Raw genomic sequence first — 20048 nt, 5'->3', positions numbered from 1 at the left:
TCAGGCGCGCTCAGGTGACCGGGATGTCGGCGGCGTCGGTGTCCTCGCCGCTGGCCAGGTACCAGGCGGCGCTCCAGGCCGGCAGGCGGCCGTCGGCGAGGGCCTGCCCGGCCTCCCTGGGCTCGATGTGCAGTACCCGCCCCGGCGGCCCATGGCGCAGGCCGGGCGCCGCGATCTCCGTCTCGCCCAGGTTGGCCACCAGGGTCAGCAGGCTCGCGTCGCCAAGGCGCCAGCGCGCCACCAGGCCGGTGTCCCCGAGCAGGTCGAAGCCGCCCGCCTGACCCGCTATGCCGGCGAGGCGCGGCACGATCTCGGCCTGGCGCAGCCGGAGCAGGCTGCGGTGCAGGTCGAGCCAGTCCCGGTGCCCGGGCTCGTCCAGCCGGTCCCAGTCGAGCCGGCAGCGGTTGAAGGTGTCCGGGTCGTTCGGGTCCGGGATGGCAGCCCGCGCCGCCTCGTCCGCGAACTGCGCGAAGCGGGCGAACTCACGCCGCCGGCCCTGGGTGACGGCATCCGCCAGATCGTCGCCGAAGTCGCAGAAGAACAGAAAGGGCGTGTCCGCGCCCCGCGGCTGGCCCATGAACAACAGCGGCGGCGAGGGCGCCAGCAGGAGTATCGCAGTCGCGGCGCGCAGCGCCTGTACCGGGGCGAGCTGGTACAGCCGCTCGCCGAAGGCCCGGTTGCCCACCTGGTCGTGGTTCTGGAGAAAGCCCACGAAGGCCGTGGGCGGCAGGTGACCGCTCGGCTCGCCCCGGGGCGCGTTGTCGCGGAAGGCGGAGCGCTCCCCCTGGTAGCCGAAGCCCTCCGCCAGGCAGCGGGCGAGCCAGTAGGTGGGCGGCGCGCCGTGCCGGCCCGCATAGTCTTCGTAGTAGCCGTCCGTCTGGCCGGTGAGCAGCACATGGGCGGCGTGGTGGAGATCGTCGCTCCATTGGGCGACGTACCAGCGCGGACCGCCGTCCGGGGCGCGCTCCAGGTAACGGGCGGTGTTGGCGTCGTTCTCCAGCACCAGGTGCACCCGGCGCCGGTGCCCGGGGCCGGCGGCGACGGCCTCGGCGAGCTCGCAGAGGATATCCGGCTCGCTGTCATCGGCGATGGCGTGCACGGCGTCGAGGCGGAGCCCGTCGAAGCGGTACTCCTCGATCCAGTACAGCGCGTTGTGGATGAAGAAGTCCCGCACCGGCCGGCTGTGCTCACCGTCGAAGTTGAGCCCGGCACCCCAGGGCGTGTGGTGGCGCTCGGTGAAGAACTGCGGTGCGTAGAGGTGCAGATAATTGCCCTCGGGGCCGAAGTGGTTGTACACCACATCCAGGAAGACCATCAGACCGAGACCATGGGCCTGCTCGACGAAGGCCTTGAGATCCTCCGGGCGGCCGTAGCCGGCGAAGGGCGCAAAGGGGTAGACCCCGTCATAGCCCCAGCCGCGGGCGCCCGGGAAGGCGGCCAGCGGCATCAGCTCCACCGCGGTGACGCCCAGGTCCTTCAGAAACGGCAGCCGGCGGGCGGCGGCGGCCAGGGTGCCTTCGGGGGTGAAGGTGCCGAGATGCAGCTCGTAGAGCACCGCCGTCTCCCAGGGGCGCCCCTGCCATTGGTGCTCGGTCTCGCTCCAGGCGTACGCGCCCGGGTCGATGACCTCGCTTGCGGCATGCACGCCCTCCGGCTGGAAGCGCGAGGCCGGGTCCGGCACCGCCTGCACCGCCTCCAGGTGGTCCGCCGTGATGTGGAAGCGATAGCGGCTGCCGGGGCCGGCGAGATCGGTGACGCGCTCGAACCAGCCATCGCCCACCGCCGCCATGTCCAGCAGGTGGTCCGGGGCAGCCTTGTCGCTCAGCTCCAGGGCGACGCGCTCCGCCGCGGGCGCCCAGAGACGAAAGCGCACGGAGCCGTCGGCGTTGGGCTCGGCCCCGAAGGACATGCTGTGGCGGATGCGGGGCATGGTGCGGCTCCTGGGACGGCTGTGGACGGCGCTTATGGGATGCAGACGGTATGCCAGTGTGCGGTGCCCCGGAGCCCGCTGCCGCAGCCCCCTTGGACACCGGCTGATTTGCACCAGCTCCGGGGCAATCAACCCAATGCGCGCAGCAAGCCCGGGCCGGAGACGGTGGACCAGGTGTGCGGGGCCACGGGTCCGTCACCCCAGTCCATCTACCCAGTCCATCTACCCAGTCCATCTCCCCAGCCGATCTCCCCAGCCCATCTCCCCAGCCCATCTCCCGCCACGCCGCGCTGGACGGGTGCCGGCGGCCTGAGGCTTGGCGTGCCGCCCTGGGCTTGGCCCACGCATTGCGGGCCCTACCCGTGCGAGCCGTGATACCGGCCCCGGCTTTACCCGGCGCCCGGCCTGTGCCGCTCGTCGCATCTGCGCCACAAAGGCCACCCGGCGGCGGCTACCGTGATGGGTATGCAGTTGGTTGGCCGATCACGGCTGCATCCGTCGGCGCCGCGGCGGTGGGCATCGGCCGGGTCAGAGTCCGCGGTGTCTTGCGAGTCGGTCCCGGTGCGCGATGTCAAGCACAGGATAGTCCGAGCCCCGGACGCTGACGCTGGGGGGCTCGCCCTTTTCGACATCCCGTGACACCCCGTGGCCGGTGCGCGTGTCGGTTGGCAGCACCGTCAGCATTCCGACCCGCTGCCTAAGGTGCATGCCGTCATGCGCTCGGGGCCGCGCCCGGCACGGTGGATGCGACTGCCCACGCCGGCACAGACGTTCAGACAGGACCCGCAGGATGACCCAGACCTCAGCCGACAGCCAACCCGCATCCGACCCGCTCTGGTATCAGGATGCGGTCATCTACCAAACGCACGTCAAGGCCTTTTTCGACACCAACGGCGACGGCACCGGCGACTTCCGCGGGCTGACGCTGAAGCTCGACTACATCCGCGACCTCGGCGTCGACTGCATCTGGCTGCTGCCCTTCTATCCGTCGCCCATGCGTGACGACGGCTACGACATCGCGGACTACCGCAACGTCCATCCGGCCTACGGCAGCCGCCGCGACTTCCGCCGCTTTGTGAGCGCCGCCCACCGCCGGGGCATCCGCGTCATCACCGAGCTCATCGTCAACCACACCTCGGACCAGCATCCTTGGTTTCAGGCGGCGCGGCGGGCGCCCAAGGGCTCCGCCAAGCGCAATTACTACGTCTGGAGCGATGACGACAGCCGCTTCGCCGAGACGCGCATCATCTTCACCGACACCGAGGCGTCCAACTGGACCTGGGACCCGGTGGCGGGCCAGTACTACTGGCACCGCTTCTTCTCGCATCAGCCGGACCTCAATCACAACAACCCGCAGGTGGTGCGCGCGGTCATCCGCGTCATGCGCTTCTGGCTCGACATGGGCGTGGACGGGCTCAGGCTCGACGCCATTCCGTATCTGTGCGTGCGCGAGGGCACCAACAACGAGAACCTGCCGGAGACGCATGCGGTCATCAAACAGATGCGCGCGGTGGTGGACGAGCACTACAGGAACCGGGTGTTCCTGGCGGAGGCCAATCAATGGCCGGAGGACGTGCGCGACTACTTCGGCGACGGCGACGAGTGCCACATGGCCTATCACTTTCCGCTGATGCCGCGCATGTACATGGCACTCGCCCAGGAGGAGCGCCATCCCATCGTCGAGATCATGGAGCAGACGCCGGAGATCCCGCCCAACTGCCAGTGGGCCATCTTCCTGCGCAACCACGACGAGCTGACACTGGAGATGGTCAGCGACCGCGAGCGCGACTACATGTACCAGACCTATGCGGCGGACCCGCGCATGCGCATCAACGTCGGCATCCGCCGTCGGCTGGCGCCCCTGCTCGGCAACGACCCGCAGAAGATCCGGCTCATGACGAGCCTGCTCCTGTCCATGCCGGGCTCGCCCATCCTGTACTACGGTGACGAGCTCGGCATGGGCGACAACATCTACCTCGGCGACCGCAACGCCGTGCGCACGCCCATGCAGTGGTCGCCGGACCGCAATGCCGGCTTCTCCCGTGCGGACCCGCAGCAGCTCTACCTGCCGCCGGTGATGGACCCGATCTACGGCTACCTGTCCGTCAACGTCGAGGCCCAGGCGCGGGCGCCGGCGTCGCTGCTGAACTGGACCCGGCGCATCATCGAGGTGCGCAGGCAGCACCGGGTCTTCGGCCGCGGGAGCATCGACTTTCTGCACCCAGGCAACCGCAAGATCCTCGCCTACCTGCGCGTCTTTTCCGCCGCCGGCGCGGCCGGGTCGGCGGCACCGGAGCCCGCCGACACGGCCGGCAGCCCGCAGGACGATGTCATCCTCTGCGTCGCCAACCTCGCCCGCGGCGCGCAGCCCGTGGAGTTGGACCTGGCGGCCTACGCCGGCCGCGTGCCCATCGAGCTGCTGGGCCAGACCCCCTTCCCGCCCATCGGCGAGCTGCCGTACCTGCTGACCCTGCCCGGACACGGCTTCTACTGGTTCCGGCTCGCCAGCGACGTGGCCGCGCCCGCCTGGCACGACGAGCGCGTGGCGGCGCCGCGCCTCAAGACGCTGGTGCTGCCGGAGGGCTGGTTGAGTCTGTTGCCGGACCGCGCCGCGCGCCGGCGCACCGCACTGCGGGCCGTGGCGCTGTTGCAGAAGCACGTGCTGCCGAGCTACCTGGCGACGCGGTGGGCGTCCACCGCCGAGCCGGCACCGCGCGTGACCATCGAGGCCGCCGCGCCCTGGCGGGACTGGCTGCTGACGCTGGTCCGGCTGGAACGGCCGGTGCAGACGAGCGGCGACGCCGCCGAGCCCGTCACGGAGCAGCGCTTCCTGCCGCTCGCCGTCGTCTGGCAAGAGGACGGCACCGAGCTCAGCGCCGTGCCGGCGGCGGCCACGACGCTGGCCCAGGTGCGCCGGCAGGCGACGCCGGGATTCCTGTTCGAGGCGCTGGCGGACGCCGCCTTCGTGCGCACCCTGGCCTGCGCCATCGGCACCGGCGAGGAGATCCCCTTGGGTGACGGCCGCCTGGCGCTCCGACCCACGGACGCCTGTTTGGATCTGCTCGCCGGCTGTGCCGAGGCCGACGTGCACGCCCTGACGGAGGACCCGGACAACGCCGCCGTGCTCGGCGACCGACTCATCCTGAAGACCCTGCATTGTCGCCAGCCACTGGCACCGGCCGGGGCCCAGCCGGCGGGCGAGGCCGACGCGGCTCAGCCCGCCGCCGCCGACAGCGCCTCGGACCCCATGGTCGAGACCGCCCGCCATCTCACCGAGGTGGCCCGCTTTCCGGGCGTGCCGGCGCTGGCCGGCTACATCGACTATCGCCAGGACGCCGCCACCCCCTGCACCCTCGCATTGCTGGAGCAGTACGTGCCGAACCAGGGCGACCTCCGCGGCCGTATCCGCGATCTGCTGCAGCGCCTGTGCGACGAGCACTTTGCCGCCGGCAGCGGCGATGCCTGGCGCGAGGACCCGGGCCAGCTCAGCTTTGCCGGGCTGGTGGACCGGCTCGGCGCCCGGGTGGCCGAGCTGCACGCCGCGCTCGCCGGCGCTGACCGCCAGGACGCGGTCGCCGACGCCTTCCAACCGGAGCCTACGGCCGCCGCGGACCACGAGCACCTGCGCGAGGCCCTGCATGCCAAGGCCGAGCGCGCGCTGGCCGCGCTGCGCCGCCATCGCGACCAACTGCCGGCGGCCATCGCCGACCTGGCCGACCGACTGCGCGCCGCCGCGCCCGACCTGCACGACCACATCGACCACCTGAGCCGCCACGGCTTCGGCCCCGTGCGCTGCCGCATCCACGGCGACCTGACGCTCAACCGCGTGCTGGTGGCCCAAAGCGAGCCCGTCCTCATCGACGCCGGCGGCCCCGCCCACCTGCCCCCCGCCGAGCGCCGCACCAAACAGCCGCCGCTGACCGACCTCGGCACCCTCATCTGCGACCTGCACGGCACCGTCGCCGACGTCGGGCAGCGCATGCAGGCGGAGCATCCGGACCTCCACCCGCGCCTGGTGGAGCCGCTCGGGATCTGGCGGCGGGAGACCGTGGAGCGAATGCTCTCAGCCCACGCCGCCGCGGCGGCAGGCTCGCCGCTGCTGGCAGCGGACCCGACGCAGCGGACGCAGACGGCGCAGGCACTCGCGCTGGGCTGCGGGCTGGATCGCCTGCGGGCGCTGACGGCCGCTGGCCCCGAGGCCCCACCCGCAGACATCTCCGCCGCGGTTGCCGCGGTCCTGAGCCTGCTCGACGAGGGCAAGGCACTGCGCAGATCCCCGGACCCGGCTTGAGTCATCGGCGTGAGCAGTGCCTCATCTGCTCCGTCAGCGCCTGCGCATCCGGTTTCGACGCCGCGCTGAGCAGACCTGCGGCCAAGCGCGCCCCTGTCGTCCCATAGCCCCGCATCAGCTGGGGGTTGCACCGAGTCCCCATTTGGTGCACAACGCGGCGAACCTGCACCCGTGGCTGGGGCTCCCGGTTGCGGCGGCTGGAGCCACGCGAGGTATGAGCGACGTACGGGAGGGACCTTGGACAACCCGTTCTTCGAACGCCCGATACTCAACTCGCCCTACGAGTATCCACTGCGACGAGCACGGGAACGCTTACCCACGCCCGCGCACGCTGCTCATCGACAGCGAGCAGCTCGAATCCGGCGAGGGCCTCGACAAGACCTTCCACGACGCCGCCAAGGACGAGATCGCGCGCTTCCGCCGGGAGATCATCGAGCGCACCGGCAACCGCGCGGACGCCGATAAGCTGACGGACCAGGACCTGCTGCGCGAGGTCATGAATACCGTCGGCAAGGCCGGCCGGCTCGGCGGCTCCATCCGCTGCGTGGTGTCCGTCTCCATGCTCACCGAGGGCTGGGACGCGAACACCGTCACCCACGTGCTCGGCGTGCGCGCCTTCGGCACCCAGCTCCTGTGCGAGCAGGTGGTGGGCCGCGCGCTGCGCCGCCAGTCCTGCGACCTCAACGAAGACGGCCTTTTCAACGTCGAATACGCCGACGTGCTCGGCATCCCGTTCGACTTCACGGCCAAGCCCACGGTCGCACCACCCCAGCCGCCCCGCAAGACGGTCCAGGTCAGGGCCATGCGCCCGGAGCGCGACCACCTGGAGATCCGCTTCCCGCGCGTGGCCGGCTACCGCGTCGAGCTGCCCAACCAACGCCTGGAGGCCGCGTTCACCGACGACTCCCGGCTGGAGCTCACCCCGGCCCTGGTCGGCCCGTCCAAGACCCGGATGTCCGGCATCATCGGCGAGGTCGTCGATCTCGACCTCGACCACCTCGACCAGGTCCGCCGCTCCACGCTGCTGATGCACCTGACCAAGCACCTGATCCTGACCAAGTGGCGCGACCCCGGCGAGCCGCCGCAGCTGCAGCTCTTCGGCCAGCTCAAGCGCATCACCCGCCAATGGCTGGACGGCTGGCTGGACTGCAAGGGCGACACCTACCCGGCGCTGTTGATGTACCAGGAGCTCGCGGACATGGCCTGCGCGCGCATCACGGCCGCCATCACGCGTGCAGAGATCGGCCGTCGCCCGGTCAAGCCCGTGCTGGACCCCTACAACCCCGAGGGCTCCACCATCCACGTCAACTTCAACACCAGCAAGGAAGACCGCTGGCAGACCGACCCCGCCCGCTGCCACATCAACTGGGCCATGCTCGACAGCGGCTGGGAGGGCGAGCTGTGCCGGGTGCTGGAGGGTCATGACAAGGTCCGCGCCTACGTCAAGAACCACAATCTCGGCTTCGAGGTGCCCTACCGCATGGGCAGCGAGCCGCGCCGCTACCTGCCGGACTTCATCGTGCTCATCGACGACGGGCATGGCGACGACGACCTGCTGCACCTGGTCATCGAGGTCAAGGGCTATCGCGGCGAAGACGCCAAGGCCAAGAAGGACACCATGGAGACCTACTGGATTCCGGGCGTCAACAACCACGGCGGCTTCGGCCGCTGGGCCTTCGCCGAGATGACCGATGTCTGGGAGATGGAGGAGGGGCTGGAAGACGAGGTGCGCGAGAGCTTCGACGCCGCGCTGCAAGCCGCCACCGATGCCCAGTGACCGCGCCGCCGGGCGCTGGAGCGCCCGCCACACACTCCGACGCCGGAGCGTCGGAGCGAGTTGCCGCAGCCCGGGTGACTGGTGAGACTCGCTGCCACGCGCCAGCGTGAGGAAAAGCATGGGGACTGGCTCCCACGCTCCAGGGTGGGGAAGCGCAGGGGGACTGGCTCCCACGCTCCAGCGTGGGAGCAAGGGCAGACGCTCCAGCGTCGACAACACAGCAGGCAACACCATGGCAAGAGACCGCTACAAGGTTCTGGACCCCACCGCCCCGCATTTCCTCACCTGCACCATCGTCCAATGGCTGCCGCTGTTCGCCCACCCCGCCAACGCCCGCATCCTGCTCGATGCCCTGGCCTACCTGCAGCAGCACGCCGGCCTGACCCTCTACGGCTACGTCATCATGGAGAACCACTGCCACCTGCTGGCCCAATCCCCCGCCATCGGCAAGACCATGGCCAGCTTCAAGTCCTACACCGCGAAGCAGATTATCAGCGGCCTCATCGAGCGCCGCTCCCCGGTGCTGGACCTACTCGCCTTCCACAAACTGCGCCACAAGCGCGACCGCGAGCACCAGGTCTGGCAGGAGGGCAGCCATCCCGAGCTCATCGCCGATGCGGCCATGGCGTCGGTGAAGCTGGAGTACATCCACAACAACCCGGTCAAGCGCGGCTATGTGGACGACCCGCTGCACTGGCGCTATTCCAGTGCGCGTAACTATGCCGGGCTGGAAGGCTTGATCGAGGTGACGACACAATGGTGAGCGCTGCGGCCTGGACGCTGGAGCGTCCGTCCTGGCTCCCACGCCCGAGCGTGGGAGCGAGTCCGCCGAGTCTGGCGCCCCCCCCTGGCGCCCTGGCTCCCACGCTCCAGCGTGGGAGCAATGGCCGACGCTCCAGCGTCGCGCTCGGCAGATCACCCGGCACACTGAAGGAAGCACACGCACATGGCGAGCAAAGACCACAAGAGCATCGAGGCGCTGACCCACGACGAGGCCAAACGCCGCAACATCCCCACCGCCGAGTACCAACCGGTGCTGACGGATGCGGACCGGGCGCCGAAGGAGGTGCGCTATGCGCGCGCGGCCGGCGGGCTGGAGGACGAGAAGGCCGCCCGCGACCCGGACCTGGACCCGCAGCTCGTCTGGCGCGGCAAGGACCGGCAGGACTGGTCCGATCTGGTGGTGCAGGCGCCGCCGCTGTTCATCCAGGAGAAGATCCACCCGAAGGTGCTGATCGATGACCTGGTGCGCCGCTCCGCGGCCCGGGACGCTGGAGCGTCTGCCCTGGCTCCCACGCTGGAGCGTGGGAGCCAGGCGGGCGCGGCGGTGCCGGAGCAGTTGGATCTGTTTGCGGATTTCAACGGGATTCCGCAGGGCGCGGACAAGACGGAGTTCTATCGCCATGACGCGCACTGGACCAACCGCATGATCCTGGGCGACAGCCTGCAGGTGATGGCCTCCCTTGCGGAGCGCGAGGGGCTGCGGGGCAACGTGCAGTGCATCTACATCGACCCGCCCTACGGCATCAAATTCAACTCCAACTTCCAGTGGTCCACCACCAGCCGCGATGTGAAGGACGACAGGGCTCGGCCACGCACGCTGGTGCGCCAAGACTAAGGACTGCCGCGCTCCTCGTTGCCCCGCGGGGCTCACGCTCAACATCGAGGATGTTGCCGAGTTGGGCCGTTCGGGTGCGGCTCGACTACACGGAGGACGCGCGAACTTGCCGGTCGATGTGTGATTGATCGACTGCCGGTGTCCGCTTTCGACAGGCTCACCGTTTGAGCCATACTCACGGGGAAAATCGCATGGCAAGAAGTACAAAGGTGCAGAAGTCCATCACATACAAACAGGTTCGCTGGACATCGGAAGGCCGGGACTTGCAGTCTCTGCTCCAGCGAGCGATCCGCAAGCTGCCGGCGGCCCTGGATCGGCATCGGCCGGTGGACGAACAGGAGTCCGCGTTCCACGCGCTCAATCATCATCGATCGCAGGATGGCGCATTGTTCAGCGAAGTCGTGCAGTACACCCAGGGGCAGCACCAGCAGATGCTGGTGAAGGCTCCGAATGCGCCCGAGTACGGGTTGGAGGAGTATCCTCCGCCCGAGAATTCGGACGGGCACGAACGGGAGTTTTTGGGTTCGCAACTGTTCTTCGTCGTGGACCACAACCATGTAGCTCTCGTGCAGAGTCAGGCGTTGTCTAGCCGGCATCTGGAGCGGTATCTGCGCTGGCTGCTTGCAGAGCGTCTGGATCTGCTGGAACAAGAGGAGCGGTTTTTCCTAGCTGACCAAGTCGCGCCAAAGGAGAAAGAGCGCATCACGCGCTCCCACGCGAAGAAGATTCGGCTTGGGGCGGACTTGGTTACGCGCGCTGAGTTGCCACAATCCGAGGCCCGGGAACTGGTGCAGCACATCCCGTACGGGCGTGGCGCCGAGCTGCTTCGGGCTGCGTTTGGCGACCGCTGGAAGGCTATGGCCCATTTCAGCGACGCGCTAGACGAGGCCAACATCGAAGTCGCACTCGAGATCCGCTATAAGTACAGGACGACGCCTAATGCTCAAGAGTTTCTGGATCAGGTTGCGATCTCGCTCCGACACGCCGAGCCGGAAGATGTGGAGGTGGAATTATCTGACGGCGGCAAGATCAAAGGCAACGATCTCCGCCTTTCGGCGAAACTGCGCGTCGAAGCGAATAACGGACGGGTCGACCGTCAACAGTTATGCGAGCAAATGACCGACTGGCTCAGGCAACAGATCGATCGCGGCGTGCGGTAATCGCCTTCACGCTGGTGCTGATCTGCATTTTTACGGGTGTGGCGATTGGCTACTACCTCGCCACTGCCCCGATGGTCAATGCGCAGCAGGCGATGACGAAGCTTTGGTTCTTCAGCGCGTTACCGGCCGCGGCGCTCGCTGGTGCTCTGCCGCTGCACGGAAAATGGGCCGATCTCCAGAAGCACGAGATGCTTAATCGCCGCGAGCAGGAGCGGCTTGAAGCCATTATTCGTTACAAGAACCGTTGGCTCTGGGCGGCCCAGGTATATTTGGTCATTTCTTTGGCTGTCATAGCCACATTGGCTGCATTCGGTGGCGCACTCGATATCGTCCACGGGCTCGTTTTGGCGGGCGGAATCATCGGTTCCTGGATCTCGATTGCGCTGCTGATTTACCGCGCGTTCGAGGGCGCTCGTCGGGCACTAAGCGAGTTTGATAATCGCGCAGCTCGTCGTCGGGATATCGATAAGGACCGAGCCCGATCCGGGCGGTAACGGTGCGCCAGGCGCCGCCGACCGCAGCGCGCCGAAAAGTGGCCATGGCGCAAACAGTGTCAACCTCCGGCTTTCCGTGTATCGCGCCCTTGAAAAGTGGCTAACGCATTGATTCCTTAATTCTCCTGCTCCGGCGTTGAAGCACCGGCAGATGGTGCAGCGTCCGCAGAGAAGGCGCCGAAGCCACGCACCGGTGGAGGCGCTGCCTAAGACTCCGACGCTGGAGTTTCGGAGCAAGGCGAGCGCTACCTCCGCGCCGCCATCTTCATATACGGTCGAGAGGAGCTATCAGTCTTCAAGCGGCTTTCCGGCGGAAGAACGGTTCGGACTGACCAGCCAGCTGCGGCGGGCGGCAGTCTCGGTATCGGCGAACATCGCGGAGGGCGCGGCGCGGACGGCGAGCAAGGAGTTCCTGCAGTTCTTGAGCATTGCGAGCGGGTCTCTGGCCGAGGCGAAAACGCTCCTGCTGCTGGCGCATCGTCTGCGGATGCTCGAAAGGGAGACCTACACCGAGCTGTTCCGCGAGGCGAGCGAGCTCGGCAAGATGCTGACGGGCTTGAAAAGATCCCTGCGGTTCAAGCTCTGACGGAAGCCGACTTCCCCCTCCAACTAACCACTGACCACTACACACAAGTCACGATCCGAGGCGTCGATGTCTTCCACCCGCAGAGCGGCGAGGTCCGCTCCGACGGCCCCGACGGCATCGCCTGCTGGTTCATCGACACGGACTACAACGAGGAGAGCTTCTTCGTCCGCCACGCCTACTTCCTCGGTGCCAACGATCCCTACAAGGCGCTCAAGACCACGCTGCGCGCCGAGATCGACGAGGACGCCTGGGCCAGCCTCCACAGCGACACCTCCCGCCCCTTCCCCAAGCCAGCCTCCGGGCGCATCGCCGTCAAGGTGATCAACCACCTGGGCGACGAGGTGATGAAGGTGTTTCGGGTGTGATCGGGGCCAACGGGAACGGTCTCCGGCCCTCGCGCGCCGGTGCTCGCTGGACAAGACCTAGGCCGGAGCCCCTGACGAACAGGAGAAAAAGTACGTGACAACGCCGCTGGTTTTCTTGCACTATACTTTCACGACACCACATTTGGTGTCACTTCCCGATGTCTGCTGAGGCCGTCCGCGCGGCGCGGGAGCAGCTGGAACAGGCCGTCACGAGCCTGCGATGCAGCGATCTGGTGCGCATCCTGAGGAAGCTGGGGTTCGACGTCCGCGATGGCGCGAAGCAGGGCCACAAGGTCATGACGCATCCAGGTGTCCCGAGCTTTACGTCACAGGCCTTTACCTGCGGGCACGGCAAGAACCCCGAGATCAAGCCCGTCTATGTGCGGAACATTGTCGCAACACTCCGGCAGTTCGAGTCGGAGCTGGCTGAGTATTTGAGAGCATTGCAATGAAGATCGATCCGCACGCCTACAACATCAGTGTCCGCCGCGGCGTGTTCGACGGCGAAGCGCTGTTCGAGGCGCGTGTCAAGGAGTTGCCGGACGTCGCCGAGTACGCTGAGACCTACCAGGAGGCCTACGAGCTGGCCTTGGATACCATCGAGACGGCCGCGGCGGCGTTTGCCGAGCAAGGGCGCCCCTTCCCGCCGGCACAAGTGCCCGCGGACGAGTTCAGCGGCCGCGTGACACTGCGCATTCCGCGGAGCCTGCATCGGGCGCTTGCGGCTGCGGCAGACGCGGAGGGTGTCAGCCTGAATGCGCACTTGGTCGGGGTACTGACATACTACTCGGGGTTTGCTGCGGGGATCGGAATGCGGATCGAGTCAGCCTCTGCCTTGGTTTCCGATGAAGCGGCCTGACTGGCCAGGATATTTTTTTCACCACGAAGACACGAAGCGCACGAAGTCAGGCAAGATCGAGTAGAAGCCACGTTCTGCGCGGAGGTCCGCGGTAACTGGAAAAAGACTGGTGCTTATCCCAGACAAATGGACGAGCGAGATCATTGGCGCGGCGATCAATGTGCATCGTCATCTCGGGCCTGGCTTGTTCAACGTCCCTGTGCTGAAACAGGGCATTCGTCGGATTTTGAACGGCTAAGGCATTGGACAAGAACGCGTCGGGCTAAGGCGCCGCGGATCTGCTCGACTTCGTGTCCTTCGTGCCTTCGTGGTGAGAATCTGGCCCAGCCAATGCACTTCCGCATCGCCGACACCTTCACCGACAGCCTCGCGAAGCTCACCGGCGAGGAGCAGAAGGCGGTCAAGACCACCGCCTTCGACCTGCACCTGAACCCCGCCAATCCGTCCTTCAGCTTCCACAAGCTGAGCCGCGCCAGGGACAAGCGCTTCTGGTCGGTGCGCGTGAGCCGGGACATCCGGCTCATCGTCCACCGCACTGATGACAGCTTGCTGCTGTGCTACGTGGACCACCACGACGCCGCCTATGCCTGGGCGGAGCGCCGGAAGCTCGAAACGCATCCGAGCACCGGCGCCGCGCAGTTGGTGGAGATCCGCGAGACGGTGGAGGAGATCCGTGTTCCCGTCTACGTCGAAGCGCCCGAGCCACGGCCGGCGACACCAGCTGGCGGTGACGGGTTGTTCGCCGGGCTCGACGACGATGCGCTGCTCGGCTACGGCGTGCCGCCGGAATGGCTTGCCGATGTGCGCGCCGCGGACGAGGACGGGCTGCTGGCGCTCACCGATCACCTGCCGCAGGAGGCAGCCGAGGCCCTGCTGGAGCTCGCCACCGGCGGGCAGCCGCAGCCGGCGCAGGTGGGCGGGGCAGCCGACGCCTTTGCGCATCCCGACGCCCAGCGCCGCTTCCGGGTCATGCAGGACGTGGAGGCCCTGGCACGGGCGCTGGAGTTCCCGTGGGAGAAGTGGACGGTGTTCCTGCATCCCGGCCAGCGGCGGATCGTGGAGCAGGACTTCAACGGCCCCGCGCGCGTTGCCGGCTCCGCCGGCACCGGCAAGACCATCGTCGCACTGCACCGCGCTGTGCACCTGGCGCGGTCGAATGCCGATGCGCGGGTGCTGCTCACCACCTTCTCGGCGCCGCTCGCTGCCGCATTGCGCATCAAGCTCGGCCGGCTGGTGCACAAGGCGCCGCAGCTTGCCGAGCGCATTGACGTGGCGGCGCTGGATGCCGTGGGCGAGCGCCTGTACCGCGCCCGCATCGGCGAGCCGAAGCTCGTGGACGAAGACCAGCTTGCCGGGTTGCTGAAGGCCGCCGCAGCCGAGGCAGGCACCGACGAGGACATGCGCTTCCTGATCGGGGAGTGGGCGGATGTGGTGGACGCCTGGCAGCTCCCCGACTGGCCCGCGTACCGCGACGTGCGCCGACTCGGGCGCAGGACGCGGCTGCCGGAGCGCCGGCGGGAGGCGCTGTGGCGCATCTTCGCGCAGGTCAGGACGGCGCTCGCCGAGCGTGGCCTGATGACGCGTGCCGTGCTGTTGACGCGCGTCGCCGAGCAGCTCGCCGCCGACGCGCAACCGGTCTACGACCACGTGATCGTCGACGAGGCGCAGGACGTGGACGTGGCGCAGCTGCGGCTGCTGGCGGCGCTGGCGGGCAGCGGACCGAACGGGCTCTTCTTCGCCGGCGACCTGGGGCAGCGCATCTTCCGGCAGCCGTTCTCGTGGAAGGCGCTGGGCGTGGATGTGCGCGGGCGCTCGCGCACACTCAAGGTCAATTATCGGACCTCGCACCAGATCCGCGCGCATGCCGATCAGTTGCTGGGCGCCCGGCTGACGGACGTCGACGGCAACGTCGAGGATCGCGGCGGGACTGTTTCGGTGTTCAATGGGCCGGCGCCCCTGGTGCGAAGCTTTGACGACCCAGCCGCGGAGCAGGCGGCGGTGGCTGACTGGCTGCGCATGCGCCTGGCGGAAGGGCTCAACGCCAACGAAATGGCCGTGTTCGTGCGCTCCGCCGCCGAGCTTGAGCGGGCGGTGGCGGCAGTGGAGGGCGCGGGGCTGAATGCCGCCACGCTCGATGCGCGGATGCAGCTGCCGCCCGGTCAAGTCGCCGTGGCGACCATGCACCTGGCCAAGGGCCTGGAGTTCCGCGCCGTCGTCGTCATGGCGTGCGACGACGAGATCGTCCCGCTCCAGTCCCGCATCGAGACCATCGCCGACGAGGCCGATCTCGATGAGGTCTATGCCACCGAGCGCCACCTGCTCTATGTCGCCTGCACCCGCGCGCGGGACCATCTGCTGGTGACGAGCGGCGATGTGCCGTCCGAGTTTCTCGACGACTTTGCCGCAGCGCGCTGACGGCAAGCCGTCGAGCCTGGCCGCGTCCGTTGCCTGAGCCCATGACCGCGACGAGCTCAGCCGGAACCGGCTCGCGACGGTAGGCTCGCTCGCGTATGTATTTGGGCAGCGCAACCACAGCGCCCTGCGCCTGTGGCTGCTGCGGAGGGCGTCATCGCCTTCGACGCCGGGCTTGTGGGCGTTATCAAGGCTGCGGGTTAGGCCACACGAGAAGCCTGTACACGATGCTCGTGTACGTCATGCCAAGAGCAAGGCCAGATCATGAAGAACATCACCTTCAGCGCCGACGAGCAGTGCATCGAGGCCGCCCGTGCACGGGCCAAGGCCGAGCACACCGCCTGCAATGACCAGTTTCGCATCTGGCTCAGCGAGTACGCACGCAAGCATGAGCGCCTCGCAGACCAGGACTGGCTCATGCAGGACCTGCGCGGCAAGGTGCGTGTCGGCCGCAAGCTCAGCCCACCAGCCGCGCCGCCTCCCGCAGCACCGCGATGCCCGCGCCGGGGCGGTGTGCCTGCTCGCTCAGGTGGCGGCGCCAGCGGCGGGCGCCGGGGCGGCCCTGGAAGAGGCCGAGGATGTGGCGGGTGATGCTGCCCAGGGGCACGCCGGCGGCGAGCTGGCGCTCCACGTAGGGGATGAAGGCGTCCAGCACCTCGTGCGGGGTGGGCGGCGGGGTCGGGTCGCCGAAGATGACGCGGTCCGCGTCCGCCAGGACCCAGGGGGTGTGGTAGGCGGCGCGGCCGACCATCGCCCCGTCCAGCTGGTCCAGGAAGGCCGCGGCCTGGTCCAGGGTCTGGATGCCGCCGTTGATGACCACGGGCAGTGCCGGGAAGGCCTGTTTCAGGCGCAGCACCATGTCATAGCGCAGCGGTGGTACGTCGCGGTTTTCCCGCGGGCTCAGGCCCTTGAGCCAGGCCTTGCGGGCGTGGACGATGAGCGCATCGCAGCCAGCGGAGGCCACGGCATCGGTGAAGGCGGCGAGCGCCTCCCAGCTGTCCTGGTGGTCGATGCCGATGCGGGTCTTCACCGTCACCGGCACGGCCACCGCCGCCTTCATGGCCGCCACACAGTCGGCGACGACGCCGGGCTCCGCCATCAGGCAGGCGCCGAAGCGCCCGTTCTGTACCCGGTCTGACGGGCAGCCGACGTTGATGTTGACCTCGCAGAAGCCGGCGTCCCCGCCCAGCCGCGCACAATGGGCCATCGCAGTCGGGTCGGCGCCGCCGAGCTGCAGCGCCACCGGGTGCTCCGCCGGGTCGTGGCGCAGGAAGCGCGCGGTGTCGCCGTGGATCAGCGCCCCCGTGGTGACCATTTCCGTATACAGCAGCGTGTGCCGGGTGATGCGCCGCGCGAAGTACCGGTAATGGCGGTCCGTCCAGTCCAGCATGGGGGCGACGGCGAGACGGCGGTCTGGGCTTTGCATGGTCGTCGTTGCCGGCCTGGGGCGCGGGCTGGGAGGCGGGGCTGCTGGTTGCTCAGCTCGACACGCTGCCGGTCACTGAAGGCGCAAGTGGGATTTCGCGGCGCTGACCCGGTCGACGGGCCGGCCGCAGCGGTATGGTTGCGTCGACTCAGCGCTCGCCGGCGCGGGCTTCCAGCCGCTCCGCCAGCCAGATCTTGATGATGGACTGGCGGGTGACGCCCAAGCGGCTCGCCTCGCGGTCCAGCGAGTCCACCATCCAGACGGGAAAGTCCACGTTCACGCGCTTGGATGCCTGGTTGGGCCGGTGCGCCGTCGTGAGGTCGAAGGCGTCCAGGATGTCCTCTTCGCCTGCGTCGAAACCCTTGTCCAGTTCATGAGCCTTCATACAGGGCAATCTCCGCGAGGCGGGCACGTCGCACTGAAATGATGCGGATGCGCTCACCGCGCATGGTGATGATCGCCGACCAGTGCTTGCCGCAGATGCGGCCGACCACGAGCCGACGCGCTTTGTCGGAGGAGCGCGCTTCAACTTCCACCAGATCTGGATCAACCCATAGGACCTGTGCCTCGACGAAATCGATCCCGTGCTTGCGCCGGTTGGACTCGCTCTTGGCGGGATCGAATTCGAAGCTGCGCATGTATGCCGATTTTATACCAAAAGCGCGCCAGCCGACGGCTGGGTCCCCTTCGGCGTCAGCGCGTGCAGGTCGGCGGTGAGTCCAGTGCCTCGTTCCATCTGTCAGGTGCGACCGGTGAGGATGAGTTTCGCTTCGCTGTTGGGGAGGATGGGCTTCGCTGCGCCGCGCGCGCTGCGTCTCTTCGCGGCTTAAGCGGCTCAGGATGCAGGTGTCGAGCAGATAAGCCGTCGCGCGCGGCGGGTAGGCACCTATGGCAGTGTGGCGTGTGCAAGCGGGGCGTCGCCGACGGCGGCGGAATGAGCCCTGCCGTCGCTGAGCGGGGCGGCCAGCAGGGCCGCCAGCAGGGCGCCGACGATGATGGTGGCGCGGGTCATAAGTCTCTCCGTTGCGCTCAGCTCGTGAGCGCGTTCATCAGGGAACGCCAGAAGCGCGGCTCGCCGCTGCAGGGCGCAGCGCCGGTGCCGCCGCAGCAGTTGGTGCAGGTGCGCGCGGCGGCGATGATCGCGAGCGCCCGGCCATCGGCGTCGTAGAGCCGCAGCTGGCGGCCGCGACCAGCACCGGCGGCACCGTTCACCACCCAGGCGCTGTCGATGGCGGCGACATCGAGCTCGAAGCCCGTGGTGTCGCCGGTGAGCCGCGCGCGCCCCAGGGCATAGTCGTAGTGGCGGAACGCGGCCTGCCGGCGCAGCACCAGGGCATCCGAGCCGGCGGTGATCACCAGGGGCAGCAGTTCCTCGGACAGGCCGCGCAGGGCACAGGGGATCAGTGCCGGGTCCACGGCGACGGCCGATCCGCCGCCCGCCGCGGCCTCGTGCCGCAGCCGCCCGGGGTCCAGGGTGAGCTGCCCGGTGAGTGCTGCGGTGTCGGTGAAGCCGGGCGCATCCGCGCAGAGCGCCTGCAGGGCGCCCAGGGGATGTGCGATGAGGGTCGCCAGCGCCGGCGGTGTCTCCCGCAAGGGCACGACGCGCTCGCCGGCGCCGAGGATGCCGTCCAGCACCAGCCGCCAGAGCGGCGCATCGCTGCCCGCCAGCGGCGACAGCCGCAGCAGCGGACGGCCCAGGTCGTCCTCCAGCAGCAGGGCGTCGCGCGCCGGCGCCGCGGACAGGGCGTGACAGCGCTCCAGCAGCAGCCGCAGTGATTGTTCGGCGCCGTGCAGGCTCGCCAGGGTGCCGTCCACCCGCAGTCCAGCCAGGGAGATGCTGTCCACCAGACGCACCCGCGCCGTCGCCAGCTCCAGCCGCAGCTCCCCGAGCAGGGCGAGGTCGCACAGCAGCTCACGCCAATGGCCGCTCAAGCGCAGGCCGGCTGCGGCGTGGTGCAGCGGGCTGCGAGCGGGCAGGCTGGGGGTCAGCGGCGTCCGCGCCCGGTCGGGCGCTGCGGGCGGCGCCGGCGGCGGTGCCTGCACGCGCCGCTGGTGGCTGTCTCTGGGTCTCAAGGTGGTCACTGACATGCCTGGGTCTCCTCTGCATCGGCGTGGCCGATGGTGGGCTGGGAAGAAACACCTGGCTTGCCGTGGCTCGATGATGCCCGGGGTGGGCCTGGCCGGGGCCCCCTGGGAGCGCCCGATGGACATCGGCATCGCCTGCGGCTGGCGGGGCGTGCTTACATGCGAACAATTCTCATTTGCATGATAAGCGCGCCCAAGCCGCTGGTCAAGCGGCCTTTCAGGAAGCGCCCGCTCGGTGCGTGCAGCGGGCGCCTGGGGCACGCGCCGGCGGGTGATGCAGGGCCTGGACGCGTCAGGCGGTGGGTGAGCCTCGGCACCGGCCTACCGCCGGCGGACGCTGGAACCGTGCATGCGGCCGGATCAGCGACTCATCGCCTGCGCTCAGCCCCGGCAAGGCGATGTGCGCAGGCGACGGTGGCGCTCACCACCGCGGCACCGAATTCCGCATGCGCGGCGGCGTCCTGCGCCGCGCTCGGCAGGTAGACCTCGATCCCGACGTAGAGAAAGCCCTCGGCACACCAGACGGCCTGCGGGATGTCGGGCCTGACCCAGGGCCAGCGCTTGCAGGTTGCCCCAGCCGCGGCGACATCCTCGGCATGGGTTGCCTCCATCGCCGGCGCCGCGTCCACCAGCCGCAGGCCGCGGAGCCGCTGGGGGGCGGCGCCGGCGCCGGGAAGCGCTGTCATGCCCTGGTGCTCGATGCAGCGCAGCAGCCCGGTGTCCGCACAGAGCACGTCTGCGCAGGGTCCGGCCTCGTCGAAGCCCGTGTGCAGGTCCAGGACGACGCGGTGGCTGGGGGTGATGTGGTCGAGCAGCTGGGTGTACAAAGCGCGGTGGCGCCGGCGGTAAGCGGTGAGCTCGTCAGGGCCGGGGCGGCGGCCGGAGAGGCCCTGCTCGATGCGCAACAGGTCGAAGTCCGCCGCGGGCAGTTGGGCGGCGACGGCCTCGCCGAAGGCGCGCTCCTCGCGATGGACGCCCACCACCAGCAGGGTCGGGGCCCGGGCATGGTCCCGTCCACCCTTGAACAAGGTCAGCACGCCCATGG

The 20048-nt window shown here is 68.7% G+C and carries 16 protein-coding genes and 1 pseudogene; 10 read left to right on the top strand and 7 right to left on the bottom strand.

The features are described from left to right. Positions 1-10: 10 nt before the first annotated feature. Positions 11-1930 (bottom strand): malto-oligosyltrehalose trehalohydrolase, encoded by a 1920-nt coding sequence (gene treZ, locus QZ607_RS01780; RefSeq protein ID WP_295878950.1) that lies wholly within the window; start codon positions 1928-1930, stop codon positions 11-13. Positions 1931-2720: 790 nt separating this feature from the next. On the opposite strand from treZ, the gene treS reads away from it, so the two are divergent. The 10 genes and pseudogenes from treS (at position 2721) to QZ607_RS01730 (ending at position 15495) form a co-directional block, all read left to right on the top strand. Next, entirely contained in the window at positions 2721-6221 is a 3501-nt protein-coding gene (treS, locus tag QZ607_RS01775; RefSeq protein ID WP_295878948.1) for a maltose alpha-D-glucosyltransferase, read from the top strand. A gap of 289 nt (positions 6222-6510) precedes the next feature. After that, a pseudogene (locus QZ607_RS01770) lies at positions 6511-7998 on the top strand (restriction endonuclease); the annotation flags it as partial. Positions 7999-8230: 232 nt separating this feature from the next. Next, the gene (locus tag QZ607_RS01765) at positions 8231-8761 is read left to right on the top strand and encodes a transposase (RefSeq protein WP_295878944.1); all 531 of its coding nucleotides are present in this window, start codon (positions 8231-8233) and stop codon (positions 8759-8761) included. 183 nt (positions 8762-8944) lie between these two features. Then, positions 8945-9616: a DNA methylase gene (locus QZ607_RS01760; RefSeq protein ID WP_295878943.1), complete on the top strand. Its 672-nt coding sequence runs from the start codon at positions 8945-8947 to the stop codon at positions 9614-9616. Between the two features lie 209 nt (positions 9617-9825). Beyond that, positions 9826-10776, top strand: coding sequence for a hypothetical protein (locus QZ607_RS01755; protein WP_295878941.1), 951 nt, complete (start codon positions 9826-9828; stop codon positions 10774-10776). A gap of 14 nt (positions 10777-10790) precedes the next feature. Then, positions 10791-11270 carry a hypothetical protein gene (locus QZ607_RS01750; protein WP_295878939.1) on the top strand — a complete coding sequence of 160 codons (480 nt, stop codon included), beginning with the start codon at positions 10791-10793 and terminating at the stop codon, positions 11268-11270. Between the two features lie 151 nt (positions 11271-11421). Then, a complete protein-coding gene (locus QZ607_RS01745) occupies positions 11422-11856 on the top strand; it encodes a four helix bundle protein (RefSeq protein WP_295878936.1) in 435 nt (144 codons plus the stop codon). 523 nt (positions 11857-12379) lie between these two features. Then, complete coding sequence (locus QZ607_RS01740) at positions 12380-12673, top strand: type II toxin-antitoxin system HicA family toxin (protein ID WP_295878933.1); 294 nt, start codon at positions 12380-12382, stop codon at positions 12671-12673. After that, positions 12670-13080 (top strand): toxin-antitoxin system HicB family antitoxin, encoded by a 411-nt coding sequence (locus QZ607_RS01735; protein WP_295878931.1) that lies wholly within the window; start codon positions 12670-12672, stop codon positions 13078-13080. Before QZ607_RS01740 ends, QZ607_RS01735 begins: the two co-directional genes overlap by 4 nt. A gap of 330 nt (positions 13081-13410) precedes the next feature. After that, positions 13411-15495, top strand: a complete 2085-nt coding sequence (locus QZ607_RS01730; RefSeq protein ID WP_295878929.1) for a UvrD-helicase domain-containing protein — start codon at positions 13411-13413, stop codon at positions 15493-15495. Positions 15496-15949: 454 nt separating this feature from the next. On the opposite strand, the gene dusA is transcribed toward QZ607_RS01730, so the two are convergent. The 6 genes from dusA to QZ607_RS01700 form a co-directional block, all read right to left on the bottom strand. Continuing rightward, entirely contained in the window at positions 15950-16918 is a 969-nt protein-coding gene (gene dusA / locus QZ607_RS01725) for a tRNA dihydrouridine(20/20a) synthase DusA (RefSeq protein WP_295878927.1), read from the bottom strand. A 148-nt stretch (positions 16919-17066) separates the two neighbouring features. Beyond that, complete coding sequence (locus QZ607_RS01720; protein WP_295878925.1) at positions 17067-17303, bottom strand: CopG family transcriptional regulator; 237 nt, start codon at positions 17301-17303, stop codon at positions 17067-17069. Continuing rightward, positions 17290-17556, bottom strand: a complete 267-nt coding sequence (locus tag QZ607_RS01715) for a BrnT family toxin (RefSeq protein ID WP_295878922.1) — start codon at positions 17554-17556, stop codon at positions 17290-17292. Before QZ607_RS01715 ends, QZ607_RS01720 begins: the two co-directional genes overlap by 14 nt. Before the next feature lie 248 nt (positions 17557-17804). Next, on the bottom strand, positions 17805-17930 hold the full coding sequence (locus tag QZ607_RS01710; protein ID WP_295878921.1) for a hypothetical protein: 126 nt from the start codon (positions 17928-17930) through the stop codon (positions 17805-17807). 17 nt (positions 17931-17947) lie between these two features. Continuing rightward, complete coding sequence (locus QZ607_RS01705; protein ID WP_295878918.1) at positions 17948-19006, bottom strand: hypothetical protein; 1059 nt, start codon at positions 19004-19006, stop codon at positions 17948-17950. Between the two features lie 365 nt (positions 19007-19371). Beyond that, positions 19372-20046: a hypothetical protein gene (locus QZ607_RS01700; protein ID WP_295878915.1), complete on the bottom strand. Its 675-nt coding sequence runs from the start codon at positions 20044-20046 to the stop codon at positions 19372-19374. Positions 20047-20048 lie beyond the last annotated feature (2 nt).

Source organism: uncultured Thiohalocapsa sp., assembly GCF_913063425.1.
Taxonomy (GTDB): domain Bacteria; phylum Pseudomonadota; class Gammaproteobacteria; order Chromatiales; family Chromatiaceae; genus Thiohalocapsa.
This window is presented reverse-complemented; position numbering and strand designations above follow the sequence as displayed.